Origin of the sequence: Gemella sp. 27098_8_92, assembly GCF_041433685.1 — a bacterium.
Classification (GTDB): Bacteria; Bacillota; Bacilli; order Staphylococcales; family Gemellaceae; genus Gemella.
Genome location: NZ_JAPWBZ010000004.1, coordinates 14488 through 32485, shown reverse-complemented (window position 1 = coordinate 32485; position 17998 = coordinate 14488). Strand labels below are relative to the sequence as shown.

14 protein-coding genes are annotated in these 17998 nt (G+C 31.2%); 12 read left to right on the top strand and 2 right to left on the bottom strand.

From position 1 onward, the window contains the following. The first annotated feature begins 215 nt into the window (after nucleotides 1-215). The 12 genes from O3802_RS03570 to O3802_RS03515 all read left to right on the top strand — a co-directional run bounded on the left by O3802_RS03570 (nucleotide 216) and on the right by O3802_RS03515 (nucleotide 13622). A complete protein-coding gene (locus tag O3802_RS03570; RefSeq protein WP_371458340.1) occupies nucleotides 216-1754 on the top strand; it encodes a DEAD/DEAH box helicase in 1539 nt (512 codons plus the stop codon). Between the two features lie 3 nt (nucleotides 1755-1757). Then, nucleotides 1758-2357: a ComF family protein gene (locus tag O3802_RS03565; RefSeq protein ID WP_371458339.1), complete on the top strand. Its 600-nt coding sequence runs from the start codon at nucleotides 1758-1760 to the stop codon at nucleotides 2355-2357. Between the two features lie 282 nt (nucleotides 2358-2639). Next, nucleotides 2640-3743, top strand: coding sequence for an MFS transporter (locus tag O3802_RS03560; RefSeq protein WP_371458338.1), 1104 nt, complete (start codon nucleotides 2640-2642; stop codon nucleotides 3741-3743). A gap of 463 nt (nucleotides 3744-4206) precedes the next feature. Continuing rightward, the gene (locus tag O3802_RS03555) at nucleotides 4207-5160 is read left to right on the top strand and encodes an ABC transporter substrate-binding protein (protein ID WP_371458337.1); all 954 of its coding nucleotides are present in this window, start codon (nucleotides 4207-4209) and stop codon (nucleotides 5158-5160) included. A gap of 14 nt (nucleotides 5161-5174) precedes the next feature. Further along, nucleotides 5175-6053 (top strand): ABC transporter permease, encoded by an 879-nt coding sequence (locus tag O3802_RS03550; RefSeq protein WP_371458336.1) that lies wholly within the window; start codon nucleotides 5175-5177, stop codon nucleotides 6051-6053. 2 nt (nucleotides 6054-6055) lie between these two features. After that, nucleotides 6056-6850 carry an ABC transporter ATP-binding protein gene (locus O3802_RS03545; RefSeq protein ID WP_371458335.1) on the top strand — a complete coding sequence of 265 codons (795 nt, stop codon included), beginning with the start codon at nucleotides 6056-6058 and terminating at the stop codon, nucleotides 6848-6850. 209 nt (nucleotides 6851-7059) lie between these two features. After that, entirely contained in the window at nucleotides 7060-8052 is a 993-nt protein-coding gene (locus O3802_RS03540) for a DUF2232 domain-containing protein (RefSeq protein ID WP_371458334.1), read from the top strand. 1 nt (nucleotide 8053) lies between these two features. After that, entirely contained in the window at nucleotides 8054-10009 is a 1956-nt protein-coding gene (locus tag O3802_RS03535) for a DHH family phosphoesterase (RefSeq protein WP_371458333.1), read from the top strand. Nucleotides 10010-10065: 56 nt separating this feature from the next. After that, entirely contained in the window at nucleotides 10066-10509 is a 444-nt protein-coding gene (gene rplI, locus O3802_RS03530; RefSeq protein ID WP_371458332.1) for a 50S ribosomal protein L9, read from the top strand. Between the two features lie 22 nt (nucleotides 10510-10531). Beyond that, a complete protein-coding gene (dnaB, locus tag O3802_RS03525; protein ID WP_343013403.1) occupies nucleotides 10532-11893 on the top strand; it encodes a replicative DNA helicase in 1362 nt (453 codons plus the stop codon). A gap of 48 nt (nucleotides 11894-11941) precedes the next feature. Further along, nucleotides 11942-12913 carry a signal peptide peptidase SppA gene (sppA, locus tag O3802_RS03520; protein ID WP_371458331.1) on the top strand — a complete coding sequence of 324 codons (972 nt, stop codon included), beginning with the start codon at nucleotides 11942-11944 and terminating at the stop codon, nucleotides 12911-12913. Nucleotides 12914-12926: 13 nt separating this feature from the next. After that, nucleotides 12927-13622 (top strand): RDD family protein, encoded by a 696-nt coding sequence (locus O3802_RS03515; protein ID WP_371458330.1) that lies wholly within the window; start codon nucleotides 12927-12929, stop codon nucleotides 13620-13622. Between the two features lie 61 nt (nucleotides 13623-13683). On the opposite strand, the gene O3802_RS03510 is transcribed toward O3802_RS03515, so the two are convergent. Together O3802_RS03510 and O3802_RS03505 are read right to left on the bottom strand one after the other, a co-directional pair. Then, nucleotides 13684-14520, bottom strand: coding sequence for a DegV family protein (locus O3802_RS03510; RefSeq protein WP_371458329.1), 837 nt, complete (start codon nucleotides 14518-14520; stop codon nucleotides 13684-13686). 291 nt (nucleotides 14521-14811) lie between these two features. Continuing rightward, complete coding sequence (locus O3802_RS03505; protein ID WP_371458328.1) at nucleotides 14812-17886, bottom strand: YhgE/Pip family protein; 3075 nt, start codon at nucleotides 17884-17886, stop codon at nucleotides 14812-14814. Between the last annotated feature and the right edge of the window lie 112 nt (nucleotides 17887-17998).

The window sequence follows — 17998 nt, the reverse complement described above, 5'->3', positions numbered from 1 at the left end:
ATTTTTGTTAAAATTAAATTAAAATAGAGGATTAATAACATTTTAACGTTATGTAAAGTCTTAAATATAAGAATTAAAGGCAAAAATTGCAGAAAAATACTAAAATCAATAAAGTTTTAGGTAGAGATGAACTTTTGTAATCTTTGTTATATTCAATAGTAAAAATTAAAAGGGATTATGAAATATTTTTAAAAGGTAACTGTGGGGAGTAGGTTATGTTTTTTGAAGAATATAGTGAGTTTATCGAAGCACTTTATTGTGTTCGTTATTCAAAAAGAAATGAAGAAGAAAAGTTAAATAGTTATAAAGAAATTTATAATGATTATATAAAATTTGGAGAAGTAAACAAAGATTTTGAAGAAATTTACAACGATATAATAACGGGAGTAGTCTATACTTTAAAAGCTTGTGATTTAGAGTTTTTAAGAGTGTATAATGGGCTACTCCTTTCTATTTCTAAACTTTTACGACTTAAAGTAAAAATTCATTATTTAGAAGAGTCGACTTATATTGACAAGGTATATGTTGTTCAAGGAGAAGAAAGAAATTATCATTGTCTTCAGTGTGATAATAAAAATCAAAAATTATTTTTTAGCTACGAAACGGAAGGAATAAAAATAACATATTGTAAAAGATGTCTAGAGTTCGGAAGATGCGATAATTATTTTATAAGATTTTATATAAATATTCCTTTTAATAAAATTAATAAACTAAAAGAACCACCGGTGATCTTAAGTGATGTTCAGAAAGAAGCAAGTGAGAAAATAGTGGAAAGTAGCGAATTAAGGAAGAATACTTTAATCTGGGCGGTCTGCGGTGCAGGTAAAACAGAAATAGTCTATAAGGTTATCTACAATAATATAAAAAATAATAAAAAAGTCTGTATGGCTATTCCACGAAAAGATGTTGTACAAGAATTAGCAAGACGTTTTAATAGGGACTTCAGCGATATTCCTATAAGTGTTCTTCATGGTGACGAAAAAAAACTAGTCAATTCATGCTTTTATCTAATGACTACACATCAACTTATAAAATATTATAATTATTTTGATATTGTCATAGTAGATGAGGTAGATGCTTTTCCATACTACGGTGATGAATGTTTAGAACAAGGAGCTATGACAAGTCTAAAAAATCAGGGAATATTAGTGTTTTTATCAGCAACGCCATCAGATAAAGTAAAAAAACTTGTCGATGAGATTATAAAAATTCCTATAAGATTTCATGGGTATTTGCTTCCTATTCCAAAAATAAAAATAGAACAAAGTAAAGTATTTACCTATGAGAAGAAGTCACAGTACATTACGCAGTTTATTACTCAAAGATTAGAACTAGCTAGGAGATTATTAATATTTGTTCCAACTATCGCTACGAGTAAAAGCTTAAAATTATATTTAGAAAAAAGTCTAGTGGACGATATAGTTATAGATTTTGTTTATAGTGAAGATGAAAAACGACAAGAAAAGTTGGAGAAGTTCAAAAAGTGGGAGATAGATATATTAATTACGACGACTATACTAGAAAGAGGCGTCACATTTGATTATCTCGATGTTTTAGTGTTTGAAGCTAATCATAAGATTTTTACAAAAGAGGCATTGATACAAATAGCGGGACGAGTAGGAAGGAAAGAATACGATTATAACGGTAAGGTCGTATTTTTAGCAGATAAAATTAATAAAAATATGAGGCTTGCGATAAAAGAAATAAACTATATGAATAACCTAGCTAAGTATAGACGGTTAAATAAGGAGTAAATAATGGAATGCAGTTTTTGTAAGAAAGAGATAAAAGAAAAATTAGGGTTTAAAAATGTTTTTTCAAAGAAGGAAAGTTTTATTTTGTGTGAAAGTTGTAAGATAAATCTAAATATAAATATAGAACAGTTAGGAGAATATACCTTGTATTATTTCGCTGATTATGAATTTTTGAAAGATAGCATTTATGCGATTAAATATGGAGGAGACGTAGAAGAATGCCTAAAGTATAAAAGTTTGTTTAGAAAATTTTTTGAAGAGTATAATTTTGATTTAATTACAATAGTTCCAGCTAATAATGAGAGAAAAGTAATTCGTAGCTTTGACCATATAGAACAACTGTGTACGTTATGTAATGTAAAATTTGAGAAAATTCTAGAGTCTGATTATCGACCTAAACAAGCGAAGCTACATAAGCAAAGAGCGGGACATCCATTTTATACATTATCTTCTACTATACCTGACACAAATATTTCCAAAGTGCTTATAATCGACGATATTTTTACCAGTGGAAATACCCTACTATCTTGTGCAAAACCACTAAAAGAACTTTTTCCAAATTCAGAAATTAGTTTTTTAGTTCTTGCGAAAAGTATGCACTAGGGTTTTATTGAAGAAATAACAAAAAACATCATAAAATTTAATAGGTATCTTTTATAACTATAAACTAGATTTTGTGATATAATTTATTAGTTGAATAAATTTAGTTAGGAGATGGTTAAAACAAAAATTTTATTTTCGCTAATAATGATAGTTTTTATTTTGATATTAGTATATTACTTATCTAAAAAATTTGAACTAAAAAAAGAGCAAATAATAATTTTTTGGATTTTGGTGTTGTTTTGGACGGCGATTAGTATAATAAGAGCTTATAGGAAGCTTTATGTGATAACACCAATAGAGCAGGGTGGATTGTCTTTAACTCCGGTTTTAGCGGCGCAAATAGCCGCTGGCTATGGTCTTATGAGTTTAATCGTTAGGTTGCCAATGTTTTTGGCGAGTGATATTTTTAAACGTCGTAAAGTGTTTATACAGATTGCATTATTCTTGTTAATTTTAACCTCGTTTTTAGTGGCGTTTAATGCGAATTATTTAACACTTTATTTATCTTCGTTGTCACTAGGGATTAGTGCGACAATGCTAGCATTATTTAGTGTTATTTTCTCAGAAACATTTTCGAAAGACAAGGCGGCGGTGTCGGTATCTATTTTATCTATAGCACCGCTTTTAGCAGAATTTATGGCGGCTCCAATCCAATATTTATTAACAATGGATACATATAAGCAGTTTAATTATATGTGGCTTGTATCAGGATTAATAGCTCTAATAACATTTGTACTAACTTTTATGATGAAGGATTATCGTCCTGTTGATAGTGATTTTTCATTTAATAAGGTTAAGGTAGTTTTAAAACATAAGAGTTTTATTTATATTTGTTTATTAGCTGTCTTATTATCATTTATCAAGTTTTCTACCAGTGGGGCAAATATGATCGCTTATGGGAAGACTGATTTAAATATGACACCACTTATGTTGGCGTATATAGATGCGGTTTTTGCTGTGCCACAATTAATTGCAGGTGTTCTTGTAGGAGTATATCTTACTCGTAAATGGGGAATTCAAAAAACATTGTTATTTTTACTTGGGTGCTTATTAACTTTTTACATAATAGCCTTATATATCAACAATCCATATATAATTTATTTTAGCTATACTCTAAATGGTTTAGGATATGGTGGAGCGTACAATATTCTTATTGCACTAGCAATGCAATATTTTGACAGAGAGTATCGTAACGTTAGTATGGGTATTTACCAAGCGTTCTTTGCTTTAGGTATTTATTACGGGGATTATGTTTATGTGTGGATAGCTAAACATATTAAACATGGTTTGTTTGGTTTTAGCCAAAGTAAAGCAATATTTTTAATAGTAATTGGAATAACCTTGATAAGTATGATTATGGTAAAATTAAAAGTAAAAGATAGTTAAGTATTATAAAAGATGAGTATATCAAGATAGCGATATACTCATCTTTTTTTAAATAAAAAGTACTAATTTGTTAAATTTTCAGAATTCTTTAGGAAATTACTTGACAAACAGAAATAGCAGTGCTAGACTAAAAATAACAAGATAAAAAGAGAGGAACACTGTTATGTTATCATCAAAATTATTTAATACACAATTAAATAATTATTACTACAGCTACTATTAGATAGTGTTTGTACTTAGGTCTTATAGGTACAAACAAGGTTTGTATCTATGGGAGCTGTAGAGTTTGGTGATGCTCGCATAGAGGAATATTCTAAGCGGGCTAACAGTTTATAAAAAATAATACGAGGTTAAGAACTTTTTAAACTTGTATAAAAACTATTGAAAACCGTTTAGAACATTCTAAACGGTTTTTTCTTTTAGGAAAATCTTAAAATTAAAAAATAAAAAGGAGAAAAAGAAAATGAAATTTAAAAAATTAAAAGTATTGTTAGGAATAAGTTTATTAGTACTTGGTGGTTGTAGCAATAAAGGTGAAGTTAAAACAGATAATATAAAAATAGGAGTTTTGCAATACGCTGAACATAATGCTTTAACTAGTGCAAGAGAAGGTTTTGTAGAAGCGTTGGCAGAAGAAGGATACACTTCGGACAAGGTAACTTTTAATGTTCAAAATGCTATGGGAGATCAGAGTAATCTTCAAACTATAGCGGAACAGCTTGCAAGAAAAAATGATTTAAACTTTGTTATAGCAACACCTGCAGCACAAGCTATGGTTAATGTTGATGATAGAACGCCGACTATTTTCACAGCTGTAACGGATCCAGTAGCTGCTTCATTATTGGTTAAAACAGACGCTCCAGAAGGAAATGTAACAGGAACTGTTGACTTAACGCCAGTAGATAAACAAATAGAGAAATTGCTAAAAATAGTTCCAAAAGCAAAAAAAGTTGGAATTTTCTACAATTCAAGTGAAGTAAACTCTGAAGCACAAGCTAAGATTGTAAAAGAGACTTTGAAAAAATCTGGTGTAGAAGTTGTAGAAAAAACAGTAACTACAACAAATGATGTTCAACAAGTTATTACATCGCTAGCGAGTGAAGTAGATGCAATTTACTTCCCAACAGACACTACGGTAGCGTCAACAATTTCAACGATTGGTGCAGTCTTAAAAGAGAAAAAAGTTCCAGCATTAGGAGGAGATAAAGCAGTTTTAGAAGGAATGTTGGTTACTTACGGTGTAGACTACAAAGAGATAGGTCGTCAAGCAGGTCGTCAAGCAGCGCAAATCTTAAAAGGTAAGAAAATATCAGAATTACCAGTTGAACAACCTAAAAAGTTAGCTGTTGATATAAATGATGATATGGTGCGTACATTAGGTTTGAATAAAGAAGAATTATTAAAAGTATTAGTATAATATAGGAGGATAAGATGGATATATTATTATCAAGTGTTTCACAAGGTTTACTTTGGTCGGTTATGGCAATAGGGGTATATATAACTTTTAGATTATTAGATATTCCCGATTTAACAGCAGAGGGAAGTTTTCCATTAGGTGCAGCTATATGTGCAATAAGTTTGGTGAATGGTATGAATCCTTTTTTAGCAACCTTTTTAGGAATGCTAGGAGGACTTGTTATAGGGGTGGTTTCTGGTCTATTGCATACAAAGATGAAAATTCCGGCATTGTTAACAGGAATTATAACTTTAACAGGGTTATACTCAATAAACTTGAAAATTTTAGGGAAAGCTAATATAGCATTATTAAAAGAAAAAACATTGGTGACTATGTTACAAGGTTTTGGAATACCGAAAGTCTATGCGGTAATTCTATTAGGGTTAGTATTTTCATTAGTATTAATAGTCTTGCTAACTATATTCTTAAAAACAGAAGTAGGGCTAGCGATTTTATCAACAGGTGATAATGAAGATATGAGTGCAGCTAATGGTATACGAATAGATAATATGAAAATCTTAGGCTATATGATAAGTAATGGTTTTATCGCTTTATCAGGAGCGCTGCTTGCTCAAAATAATGGTTTTGCTGATTTGAATATGGGGGTAGGAACAATTGTTATAGGTCTTGCTTCTATTATAATCGTAGAAGTAGTTATCAAAAACCTTAGCCTAGGTAAGAGAATAGCCTCTATAATTATCGGTTCAATTATTTATAGACTTGTTATTTCAGTAGTATTAGAGATACCAGGTATGGATACGCAACTTGTAAAATTATTCTCAGCAATTATTTTAGCAATAATTTTATTTATACCTGAATTAGAGAAAAAATTCCCAAAGGGTGTTAGGAGATAAAAATGAGTTTAGTATTAAAGAATATAGAAAAAACATTTGAAAAAGGAACGATAAATGAAAATCATGTTCTTAGAAATCTTTGTTTGGAGATAGAAGATGGGGAGTTTGTTTCTATAATAGGAAGTAACGGAGCTGGGAAGTCTACATTGATGAATGTTATTGCGGGCGTGTTATTCCCAGATAGTGGAACGGTATCTTTAGATGGAGTAGATGTAACAAAAGATGATGTAACAAAACGTTCAAAAGATATTTCGCGTGTATTTCAAGATCCAAAAATGGGGACAGCTACAAGGATGACTATTGAGCAAAATATGGCGATAGCGCTAAAAAGAGGAAAATCAAGATTTTTTTCTCCAGGTGTGAAAAAAGAAGATAGAGAACTTTACAAAACAGCATTAGAGGAATTAGGATTAGGTCTAGAAAATAGATTGAAGAGTAGTGTGGAATTTCTATCAGGAGGGCAACGCCAAGCGTTAACTTTGGTTATGTCGACACTTGTTAAACCTAAACTTCTTCTTTTAGATGAACATACTGCAGCTCTTGATCCAAAAACAAGCGCTATGGTAATGAAACTTACAGATAAAATTGTTAAGAAAAATAATTTAACGACGGTTATGATAACTCACAACATGGAACATGCAATAGAATATGGTGATCGTCTAGTTATGCTTCACGAAGGCCATGTTGTTGTTGATATAAAAGGTGAAGAAAAAAAAGATTTAACCGTAGCAAAACTGCTAGAATTATTCAAAAAGAATAGTGGAAGCAATATTATCAACGATGATATGATGCTGTAGAGGTTAAATAAGAGATAGATATTAGATGTGTCTATCTCTATTTCTTATTGGAGAAAAAGAAAGAATTTATATTTATTTAGGTAGAAAAGTTACTTATAAATTTTAATTAATTTTCGTCGCTATTCTTTCAAAAAACAGCGAAATTTGGTATAATAAAAAGGATATCATACATGAAGTATAGATATAAAAAACAATAAAGGAGTGTTAAGTTGGATAATAACATTTCAGAAACATTAAAGAAAGAGTTAGAGAAACTTCTTGATAGTAAATTTTTCTATAGAGAGCCAAGTAATAATAAAGTTATAGCCTATAGTATTAGCTTTTTATTATTAATACTTTTGGGAAGTTTGTTAAAAGTTGAATTATTAACAGCCCTTTTAGCGATATTTCCTCTTACTTATGTTTTAGGGGCCAAAGGTTTAAAATTTTATATACCACTTGCTGCTGTTGGGACAGCGATGTTAGTATTTTTATCATCACCTCATATGCTGTTTTGGTTTGTGATGCACATGCTTCTTGGGTATTTAATATACCAATCTATAGTTAAGAGATATTCAAAAATATATTTACTTACTATGATTACAACATTCTTATTTATAGGATTAGCATTTTATGTGTTGTTACTTATAAAATATGGGGTTATTAATATTAATCAAGAAGAAATTTTAAAGTTTATAAATGATTATATTAATGCTATGTTGACAGCTAATCAATCTTTAGATAAGAGTTTAGTTTTATCAAGTTTTGAAAATATACAAAGAACGTTCCCTGTAACATTATTTGTTTTATTATTTATTTATAGTTTGGCTTTGTTACAATATACATTATCAATGCTATCAAGGGAATACATTATAATACCAACATTTCCAAAACTTAGCAGAATTATGATAAGTACTAAAACGGGATATATATACATAACTATTACATTGGTATACTTAATAGTTGAATCTATGATGGGGGCTAATTCTTATAATTTTTGGTATATGCTTTTACAAAATTTAACGAATATTTTATCATTGATTTTTGTTTTAAATGGTCTATTTACAGCGTTCTTTTTCATAGAACAAAAAGGGGATTCACCAGTAACTAAGGCGTTAGCTGTGTTTGGTATGATTCTTTTTAGTTCTGTTTTTGAACTAGTTGGTTTTGTTGATAGTTTGTTTAGATTACGAGAAATTTATATTATAAAGAAAGGAGAATAGTATGAGCGCAAAGAGAAAATATGAAATAGTTATATTTGCTTTATACACTATTGGTGCAATTATAATAGGATTAATGAATCTTATAAGTTTAGCAGTCTATCTAGTAGTAGGTCTTAGCGTGTTCATGCTATTTTTCTACTATAAGAAAAAAGTTTCAGAACAGACTGAAAAATATATTAGTAAATTGACTAATCGTATAAAAGATTCAACAGAAAAAGGTATTAATAAGTTCCCTATAGGAATTATTGTTATCGATAAGGATAGAAATATAGAGTGGGCAAATAACTTTATTTACAAAAATATAAAAGTAGAAGAGATAAAAGGGTTAAACATTTTAGAATTGATGCCAGAGATAAAAGATCTTTTTGAATTGGAAACGCCAGTAGATAATCAATTTGAGATTTTTGGAAAGCATTATAAGGTGAATTATCAAAAAGATAGTGGTTATATTTATTTCTTTGATATAACTGAAAGTAAAGTTGTTATGCAGAGATTTCGTGATACTCGACCTATTATTTTTAATTTAAGTTTGGATAATTATGAAGATGTTTATGATTCTCTTGACGATGAGGTTGCGAGTAAGTTTGATGCACAGATTGTAACAATATTAACGGAATGGGCAAAGAAAAATAGTATTTATCTTAAACGTATTGATGAAGACAGATTTATAGGGCTATTAAATGTAAAAGACCTTAAAAAAATAGAGAAAAATAAGTTCCAGATTTTGGATTCTATTAGAAATTTGAAAGAAGAGTTTGATGCTCCTATTACTCTTAGTATAGGGGTAGGAATGGGAACTGACTTTTTACCGGAATTAGGGGAACTTGCGAAAAGTTCGTTAGATCTTGCTCTTGGACGAGGTGGAGATCAGGTTGCCATGAAAGATATAGATGGTACAATTAAATTCTATGGAGGTAAGACAAATCCTCAGGAAAAAAGAACTCGTATTAAGGCTCGTGTTGTGTCAAATGCTTTAGCCGATATTATTAGTGATAGTGACAAGATTATTGTTATGGGGCATAAACGTCCAGACTTTGATGCTATAGGTGGATGTATAGGGATATATACTTTTGCCAAGTTAGTAGGAAAAGAATGCTATATTATTTTAAATGAAAGTGATCAGGATGAAACAATCCAAAAAATAATGTTTGAGATTAATGATACTGATGAAACATTGTCAAATGTTTTTGTTGATAGTGATGAGGCTTGGGAACTTATGACGCCACAAACAACGTTGATAGTAGTTGATACATCTGATGCTTCACGTGTCATTGATGCAGCTATTTTATCAAAAGCAAATAAAAAGGTTGTTATTGACCATCATAGACGTGGTGAAGATATAATTACGAATCCGCTACTGACTTATATAGAGCCATATGCTTCGTCATCTTCGGAGTTGATAGCTGAGCTTATAGAATATCAAACTAAGATTGAAAAAATTACACCATTAGCTGCGACAATTATGTTGGGTGGTATTGTGGTAGATACTCAAAACTTCTCAATAAGAACAGGATCAAGAACTTTTGATGCTGCGGCTTACTTACGTAGTAATGGGGCAGATCCAACAAAGGTGAAGACTATTCTAAAAGAACCTATCGAAAACTTTATGAGTAGAGTTGAAATTATTAATAATGCAATCCAAAAAACACCAGAGATAATTATCGTTAAAGCGCCAGATGATAAGAGATATACAAATGTCATGCTTGCTCAAAGTGCAGACTTACTGCTTACATTAAAAGGTATTGAATGTAGTTTCGCTTTAGGATATCTGGATGAAGATAAAGTGGGTATTTCAGCTAGATCTTTAGGGAATATGAATGTTCAATTAGTCATGGAAGAACTTGGTGGTGGCGGACACCTTGCTAATGCAGCTACACAGATTGAAGGTATAGATTTAGATGAGGCATTAGTTCGCTTAAATGATGCGATAGACAAGGTGCTATTGCAAGAAGATTAGTACTTGAATCAATCGGCTAGAAACATAAGAAAATAAAGGAAAAAGGAGATAAGGTAATGAAAGTTATTTTTATAGAGGATGTTAAAGGAAAAGGGAAGAAAGGTGATGTTAAAGAAATAGCGGATGGATATGCTAAATTTTTGATAACTAACAAAAAAGCTATACAGGCAACTAACGCTAATATGGCAACATTAAAAGGGCAACAAAAACGTGTAGAAAAAGATAAACAAGAAGAGTTAGTTCAAGCAAATCTGTTAGCAAAGCAATTAGAAGGGTTAGAAGTTAAGATTAAAGTAAAAGCTGGAGAAGGTGGAAGATTATTCGGATCAGTTTCTTCAAAACAAATTGTTGAAGAGTTGAAAAAACAACATGATTTAAAAGTTGATAAAAAGAAAATTGACTTACCAAATGGAATTCAAGCTTTAGGATATACAAATGTAAAAATTAAAATACATAATCAAGTAGAAGGAACTATTAAAGTTCATGTAGTGGAACAATAAGAAATAGTTTATAGGTGATAATATGAAATATCATATAGATTCTGTCTTGTTGGCAGAGCAATCTTTACTGGGAGCTCTTATGCAAGAGCCTGAAAAGTTGATAGAAGTTAAAGCAACAGTTGATCCAGAAGATTTCTATGATGAAAAAAATAAAGATATTTATAGTGCTATTTTACGCCTTGATGAAGCGGGAATACTACCAGACACCACTACTATATTTGAAGAAATAAATAACAGTGGGGCATTCAAAAACGTGGATGCCTCGTTGTATATAGTAGATGTTTATGACGTTACTCCGAGTGCTCGTAATATTATGCATTATGCAAATCTTGTAAAAAGATATTCTATTTATCGTGAAATACGTGGAGCTTTATTAAGCAGCACAGAGGAAATGAATCAAGGTAATGCTGATATTGATGCACTAACATCTACGTTATTTGATCAAGTAGAACGTGCGATGGAAAGAGCAAAAACATCTCATTTTAAAAATATGCGTGATGTTACTGATGAAGTATTTAAAGAAATACTTGCACGTATGTCGGGAGAAGGTAAAAATATAGCAATTCCTACAGGATTTAGTTCGTTAGATCAGGTTATTGGTTTAGGTAAAGGAGATTTGGTAATCTTAGCTGCGCGTCCATCTATGGGGAAAACAGCTTTTGCTCTTAATATAGCGTTAAACGTAGCTGGGAAAAATCATCGTTCAGAAGAAGAAAAACGTACGGTTGCTTTATTCTCACTAGAGATGGGAGCTGATCAACTGGTTTCTAGGATGATTTGTAGTGAAGGAATGTTGGATTCTGAGAAGATAAAAAAAGGTTCATTGGATAAAGATGACCTTATGAAACTAGAAACAGCAGTGCATTTCTTGAATCAAAAAAATATCTTTATAGAAGATAGCGCATTTATTAAAGTAAATGAAGTTAAAGCAAAGTGTAAGTTGCTAAAAAGTGAGCATGGTCTAGATTTAGTAATTATTGATTATCTTCAACTCCTTCAAGGAAGTAAACGAACGGATAATCGTCAACAAGAAGTATCAGAGATTTCGCGAAGCTTAAAACAGATGGCTCGTGAGTTAGAGTGTCCTGTTATTGCTTTATCACAGCTATCACGTAGTGTAGAATCACGTCATGATAAAAGACCGATGATGAGTGACCTAAGGGAATCAGGAAGTATAGAGCAAGATGCGGATATAGTTTCATTCCTTTATCGTGGAGATTACTATCGCAGTGAAGATGCTGATGAAAATGAAGTTCAAGAACCTAGTGATGTATCAACTGTAGAGGTGATTGTTGCTAAGAACAGAAATGGTCAAACTGGGACTGCAGAGTTAGCGTTTATGAAGAGATATAACAAGTTTGTATCTAAAACATACGGAGAATGATTTAGGTATTTTAAAGTATAAAAATTAAAAGGGGATAGAGGTTAATATATGAAATTTAAAAATAAACGAGTGATTTCATTAGTTATAGTAATGGTGCTAGTCGTGTTCTCTCTAATTAATGGAACATTAACTAAAAGCGTTATACAGAAACAAAATACAGAAGATAGTTATGTGCAGATGTTCTTGAGAAGCCAAAGTGTACATAAGTTAACATTAGTTGATGGGAATAGTGATGAAACTATTCAAAAGATTTCTATAGAAGGTGAGATTGGAGCGGAAATGACAAATACATATTCGCGCGCTTCAGTAATAAACCAAATAAAAGAAGCTAAATCTAATTCTAACGTAAAAGCTATCTTATTATCGGTTAATACTCCAGGTGGAGGAGTTTATGAAACAGCAGAACTTTACAATGAATTAAAAAATAGTGGAAAAGATGTTTATGTATCTATGAAAAAACAAGCGACATCAGGTGGTTATTATGTGTCTATGGCAGCTAAGAAAATTTTTGCTAATACTGAGACAACTACTGGATCACTAGGAGTAATAATGAGTTATGTTTCAGCACAAAAGTTCTTAAATGATCATGGTATAAAACAAGAGACTATTCGCTCTGGAGAACAAAAAGCAGTAGGTGGGTTAACTGAAGATTTACCAGAATCAACTAGAAAAATCTATCAAGAGCAAAATAAAGAAGCATATGATAGATTTGTAAAAGCAATTGCTCAAGGGCGTAGTATGAGTGAGGATGAGATAAGAAAACTTGCTGATGGCCGTACCTATACAGGAACTCAGGCTGTTGAGAATAAGTTAATTGATAAAATTGGGACTGAAGAAGATCTTATTAATTTTATCAAAGAAGATAAAAAACTATCTAATCCAAAAGTAATAGAATTACGACCAGATAAAGCAGCAGAAAGCTTATTAAGTCATTTTGTAAAAGCTACGATGAAGAGTATTATTTCAGAATTGAATAGTAAAGCTACATCTAATCAAGTAGAGAGAAGTTATTTAGGATAAGGGGGTTATTAATATGACAAATAATAATTTCAATTCAAATGACTTTTCTAATGGATGCGAAGGTTTAGAAAATGGTTCGGAACAGACTTTTGATAAGATTGCTGAATCTGTAGATAAAGCTAATGTTGAGGGGATATCTAGTAGCATAGAAGAAAATAGATTTGATGAACAAACTAAAGAAACTAACAGTAAAGATAACACCAACTTTTCATTACCAACTACATTAAAAGATTATTTAATTTTTTCTAGAAATTTTTATTCAGGTTTTTGGGTTAGATTTATTGCGTATATAATTGATCTAATAGTAGTAGCTGCTTTAGCGGGATTGTTAAATACTTATTCTTTTGGATTATTGAACAGAGAATTATATTTCCCGATATTAGGAGAAGAGGGACTTAGTTATGTAGTTGTAATGTTTTCTTATTTTATTTTAATGACGTATTATTTCTCGCAAACTTTAGGGAAAATGATAATGAAGATTAAGGTAGAGACAAATAAGGGGACAAAGTTAAAATTATCAGATGTTTTATACCGTGAAGTGATAGGAAGATTATTAGCAACTGCATTATTTAATATACCATATATAGCTGTTATATTCACAGACAAGAAAAAAGGGCTTCATGATTATATAGCTGATACAGTGGTAATTAAAGAAGATTTTTCTAATATTCGTCGCCAGATGAATGAAAAGATAGAACGTATGAAGTAAGAAAGTTAAATTAAGAATGCCATAGAATTTGATTCTATGGCGTTCTTAATTTTTTGTAATACTATTTTTCGTATTCTAAATATCCAATTCCAACTGCACGAGGGCCTGCATGAGTTCCTATAACAGGAGAGATAATTACAGATTCTATTTCTATGTTACCGAATGTCTTTTTGACTACTTCTTGAGCTTTTTCAAGGAGTTCGTGACTTGTATATAAAATAATAAGAGACTTAGGATTTTTATCTTTTATTTCTTCACAAATTTTAGTTAAAGCCTTGTTCATTCCTCTATGTTTTCCAGAAACGTCAAGAATACCATCTTTTATTGTTATTATAGGTAAGATGTTAAGAAAGTTAGATAGTAAAAATTGAGTTTTAGTTAAACGTCCACCAGCATACAAGAAATCCATATTTTCGATGGTTACTAAAATATTTTGTTGCTTGAGTAATTTACTGTACTCATCTTCAATATTTTCATAGGCTAAGTCGCCATTAGAAAAGTCTTTTATAATCTTTTCAACGGCACAACCTACTATTCTAGCCACTTGTAATGTATCGATAATTTTTATATCAATACCTTCTATTAACTCGCTAGCTTGAGTAAATGAAGAATAAGTTCCAGAAAGTTTACTAGTAACTGTGAATGCTACTATACGTTCGAAATCTTGTGCTTTTAGATTTTCATAGACTTCAAGAATTTTCCCAACAGAAGGTTGGCTAGTGCTTGGTTTCATTCCACTGTTTATTTTTTTGTAAAATTCTTTTGGGGTAATTGTTACGTTATCTTCATATAATTCATCGTCTAAACGCACTTCTAGTGGTACGATTGACAATGGATAGTTTTTACAAAATTCTTCGTTAACTTGTAGTGTAGAATCACATACAAAAGCTGTTTTCATTTTTTTATGTACCTCATATTTTTAAATATTTATTAAGTAGAAATTTTCCACTTAATTATAATACGATAAAAAATAAAATTTTTCAACCAAAAAGAGAAATAAAAAGTTAACTATTTATTAAATGTTAAAAATAAAAGTATCGATTAACCTATTATTTCAATCTTTTTCAATAAAACCTATCAAACAGATATATTTGCTATCCCTAATTATATTTTTATTTATTTTGAGTAATAATTTATGGTTTGGTATAGTAATAAAAAGGGACTGATTTAGAATCAGTCCCGATAATTATTATTTTGCTAAGTTTGTAATAGTCTTGTTAGCTCTATTGTACGAAATGTAAGTAAGTACAAGGAATATAATTCCTAAAGCAGCTAAGATTAATATAGCATTAGTATAAATTTCACCAGTCAATCCGCCAAGAACTGCATGACGAACTGCAACATCTCCGTAATAAACAGGAGTGAATGGAATTAAACCACTGTATAATGTAGGTAGCATTTCTTTAGGGAATAGTGGTGTAGTAAGAACAAATTGTAATGCTACAAATCCAATACTTAATCCATTACCTACTTTTCCGAATGTATATGATAAGAAGTGCGTTATTATCATAAATACTATAGCTGAAATTATTAATCCAAAGAAGTACATTCCGAAATATTCTATTCTGAAATCAAAGAATAATTTCATAGCAATAACTTCGATTATTACAGCGAAAATAGCGAATGTAGACATTGCCACAAGACGTGAGCTAAATAGTCCAGCTACACTTTCTCCAGCTTCACGATTACGGGCTGGGAATAGAATGTTAAATGCAGCTGCTGCTATAAGTAATCCGAATACTAAGAAGAATGGTGCCATAGCATTACCATAGCTAGTTTCTTCTGCAATATCATGAGTATTAGTTTTGATTGGATTAGCTAACATATCTGAGTTTTTGTCTCCAGTTTTCGCAGATGCTACTTTGTCAGCTCCACTAGAAAGTTTATCGGCTAATAGACCTGAACCATCTTTTGCTTTATTTAATCCCTCAAGTAATTCTGGTGCTTTAGCTTGCATTTGAACAAGTGCTGTAGAAAGGCTAATCGCTCCAGTTTTAGCAGTTGACATACCTGCAAGTAATTCTGGTGCTTTAGATTTCATAACGGTCAAGTTTTGATATAGCTTTTTACCACCATCATCAAGTTTTTGGATACCAATGCTAAGTTCAGGGATTTTTGCTTGTAGTTTGTTAAGTCCAGCATTGATTTTAGCATTTCCATTAACTAAAGCATTGATTCCTGTTGTTAGTTCAGGAAGTTTTCCGTGTAATAGGTTAATTCCTCCAGTTAATTTATCAAATCCATTTTGTAGTTCTGAACTCTTAGTAGCAAGGGCTCCAACACCTTGTGCTAATTCTCCTGTACTCATAGATGTAGTAAGTAAATTAACACCATCAGTAAAGTTAGTTAAACCGGCTTTCAATTTTGGTGTTTCAGTTGCTAGTTTGTTAACTCCATTTGCAAGTTCACCAGTTGTAAGTGATGTTATAGTTTGATCTACTCCGCCTTTGTATTGATTGAATCCAGCTACAAGAGTAGGTGTTTTGTCATTCATTATTGATAAACCAGCTTTTAATTCGCCACTACCAGCAGCTAATTTACCAACGGCATTTTTTATTGTAGAAAAACCAGATATAGTTCCATCAAGGTCTGTTGCAAGGTTGTTTACATCAAATTTATCAAGTTGGTTTTTGATGTATTGTAATTTTCCTACACGATACTTCATGCTTGAATATTTTGAAGAAACAGAATTGATTGCTGTAGTAAGATCAGTTTTTATCTGGTTATTACTTTGAGTAGTAGCGCTTGGTTGAGGAGATGCAGCAGAAACATCGCTTTGAGCAGCAGCAAGAATGCTAGCTTTTTGAGTTTCTGTTAAATTAGTCGCATCTAATTGTTGTTTTAAGTTTGTGAAGTTGTTACTGCTTTGAGTGGCAGCAGGTGCAACTTGTGAATCCATTTTACTTATAAGTTCTTTAATACTCTCTATTTGCGTTCCTAATTCAGTAAAGGCGCTAGATAGTGGGTTAAAGTTTGTTCTATAAGTAAGTTTTAGACCTTTTAATTGATCGATAGTCGAGTTAAGTTTGCTTTTTTTAGATGATAAATCACGGTCGCTAGGTAAACTAGAGTTTAGTGTGTCTAAACCAGCATTAATTTTACTAGCACCTTCGTATAATTTCGGTGCTTTTTCAGAAAGGCTAGTTACACCGTTTTCTAACACTGTACCGCCAGCGATTAATCTATTTAAATCATCTTGTTTATCTAGAAGTTTAGAATTAATTTTTAAAATACCATCTACTAATGTTTCCATACCATTGTTTAATGTAGCACCACCAGCATTAATTTTATTTAAATCATCTTTTTTAGCTAATAATTTTTCATTAAGAGTAAGTACGCCATTAGTATATTTTAAAAGTCCGGCTTGAAATTCTTTGCTTCCGTTGTAAAGAGTATCTACACCAGAAGCTAACATAACACTTTTAGTTTTAAATGCATCGAATCCAGCAGTTAAGGTATTAGAACCAGCAGTAAGCTCATTAATACCTGCACCTAGTGTAGTTTTTTTGTCATTTAATGAACTTAAGCCATTTGATAGTGTTCCTGAACCACTTTGTAATTGAGAAATACCGTCTCCTAGTTTAGCCCCAGCATCATTTAATGCTGTAAGACCAGTCGCAAGACGTTTTGAACCGTTTGAAAGTTGATTGATACCACTGCCAAGTTTTTCTCCTCCAGCGCTAATGCGAGAAAGCCCGTTATTTAAAGTGCTAGATGCATCTGCAGCTTTTTGAAGAGAACCTCCAATTTCAGAAAACTTGCTGTATAAGGTAGTACTATAAGTTTTTACGACTTGATCCTTAACTGTCTTTGTTAAGTTGCTCGCTACGGTTTCCATGATTTTTTCACCGTTTTTACTTTTTGTAAAGTTAGTAGTAAAATCAATATTCATTTTTTCTGGATTTTCACTTGATAAAGTAGTAGCATTTTTAGAGAAGTTTTCTGGAATAGTTACTACCATATAGTAGTCCCCTTCTCTTAGTTGTTTTTCTGCTGTTTCTTTATCGACGAATTGCCAATTTACTTTTTTGTTTTCTTTTAGTTTATTAACCATTGAGTTTCCAACTTCTAGAGTCTTTCCTTCAAAATCTACTTTCTTGTCTAGGTTAACAACTCCGACTTTCATATTACCAGTGTTGTCATACGGATTCCAAACAGATTTCAGGAAAGTTCCTGCATATAGGATAGGAACTAGAAGTACGATAGCCATAGTGATAATTAAACCTTTATTCTTCAAAAGAGTTTTAAATTCTTTGTTTATCATAAATCCTCCTAAGAAATTTTATTAATAAAATTTCTTTAATTAATATAATATCGTGATATAGCTGCATACCACGTACAATATTCTATACCCTTTTAAACTAAAAGTCAAAATA

Excerpts from the sequence above, each read along its gene's own strand:
- O3802_RS03570 (WP_371458340.1), top strand. The coding sequence starts at position 216 with ATGTTTTTTGAAGAATATAGTGAGTTTATCGAAGCACTTTATTGTGTT.
- O3802_RS03565 (WP_371458339.1), top strand. The coding sequence starts at position 1,758 with ATGGAATGCAGTTTTTGTAAGAAAGAGATAAAAGAAAAATTAGGGTTT.
- O3802_RS03555 (WP_371458337.1), top strand. The coding sequence starts at position 4,207 with ATGAAATTTAAAAAATTAAAAGTATTGTTAGGAATAAGTTTATTAGTA.
- O3802_RS03550 (WP_371458336.1), top strand. The coding sequence starts at position 5,175 with ATGGATATATTATTATCAAGTGTTTCACAAGGTTTACTTTGGTCGGTT.
- O3802_RS03545 (WP_371458335.1), top strand. The coding sequence starts at position 6,056 with ATGAGTTTAGTATTAAAGAATATAGAAAAAACATTTGAAAAAGGAACG.
- O3802_RS03535 (WP_371458333.1), top strand. The coding sequence starts at position 8,054 with ATGAGCGCAAAGAGAAAATATGAAATAGTTATATTTGCTTTATACACT.
- rplI (WP_371458332.1), top strand. The coding sequence starts at position 10,066 with ATGAAAGTTATTTTTATAGAGGATGTTAAAGGAAAAGGGAAGAAAGGT.
- dnaB (WP_343013403.1), top strand. The coding sequence starts at position 10,532 with ATGAAATATCATATAGATTCTGTCTTGTTGGCAGAGCAATCTTTACTG.
- sppA (WP_371458331.1), top strand. The coding sequence starts at position 11,942 with ATGAAATTTAAAAATAAACGAGTGATTTCATTAGTTATAGTAATGGTG.
- O3802_RS03515 (WP_371458330.1), top strand. The coding sequence starts at position 12,927 with ATGACAAATAATAATTTCAATTCAAATGACTTTTCTAATGGATGCGAA.
- O3802_RS03510 (WP_371458329.1), bottom strand. The coding sequence starts at position 14,520 with ATGAAAACAGCTTTTGTATGTGATTCTACACTACAAGTTAACGAAGAA.
- O3802_RS03505 (WP_371458328.1), bottom strand. The coding sequence starts at position 17,886 with ATGATAAACAAAGAATTTAAAACTCTTTTGAAGAATAAAGGTTTAATT.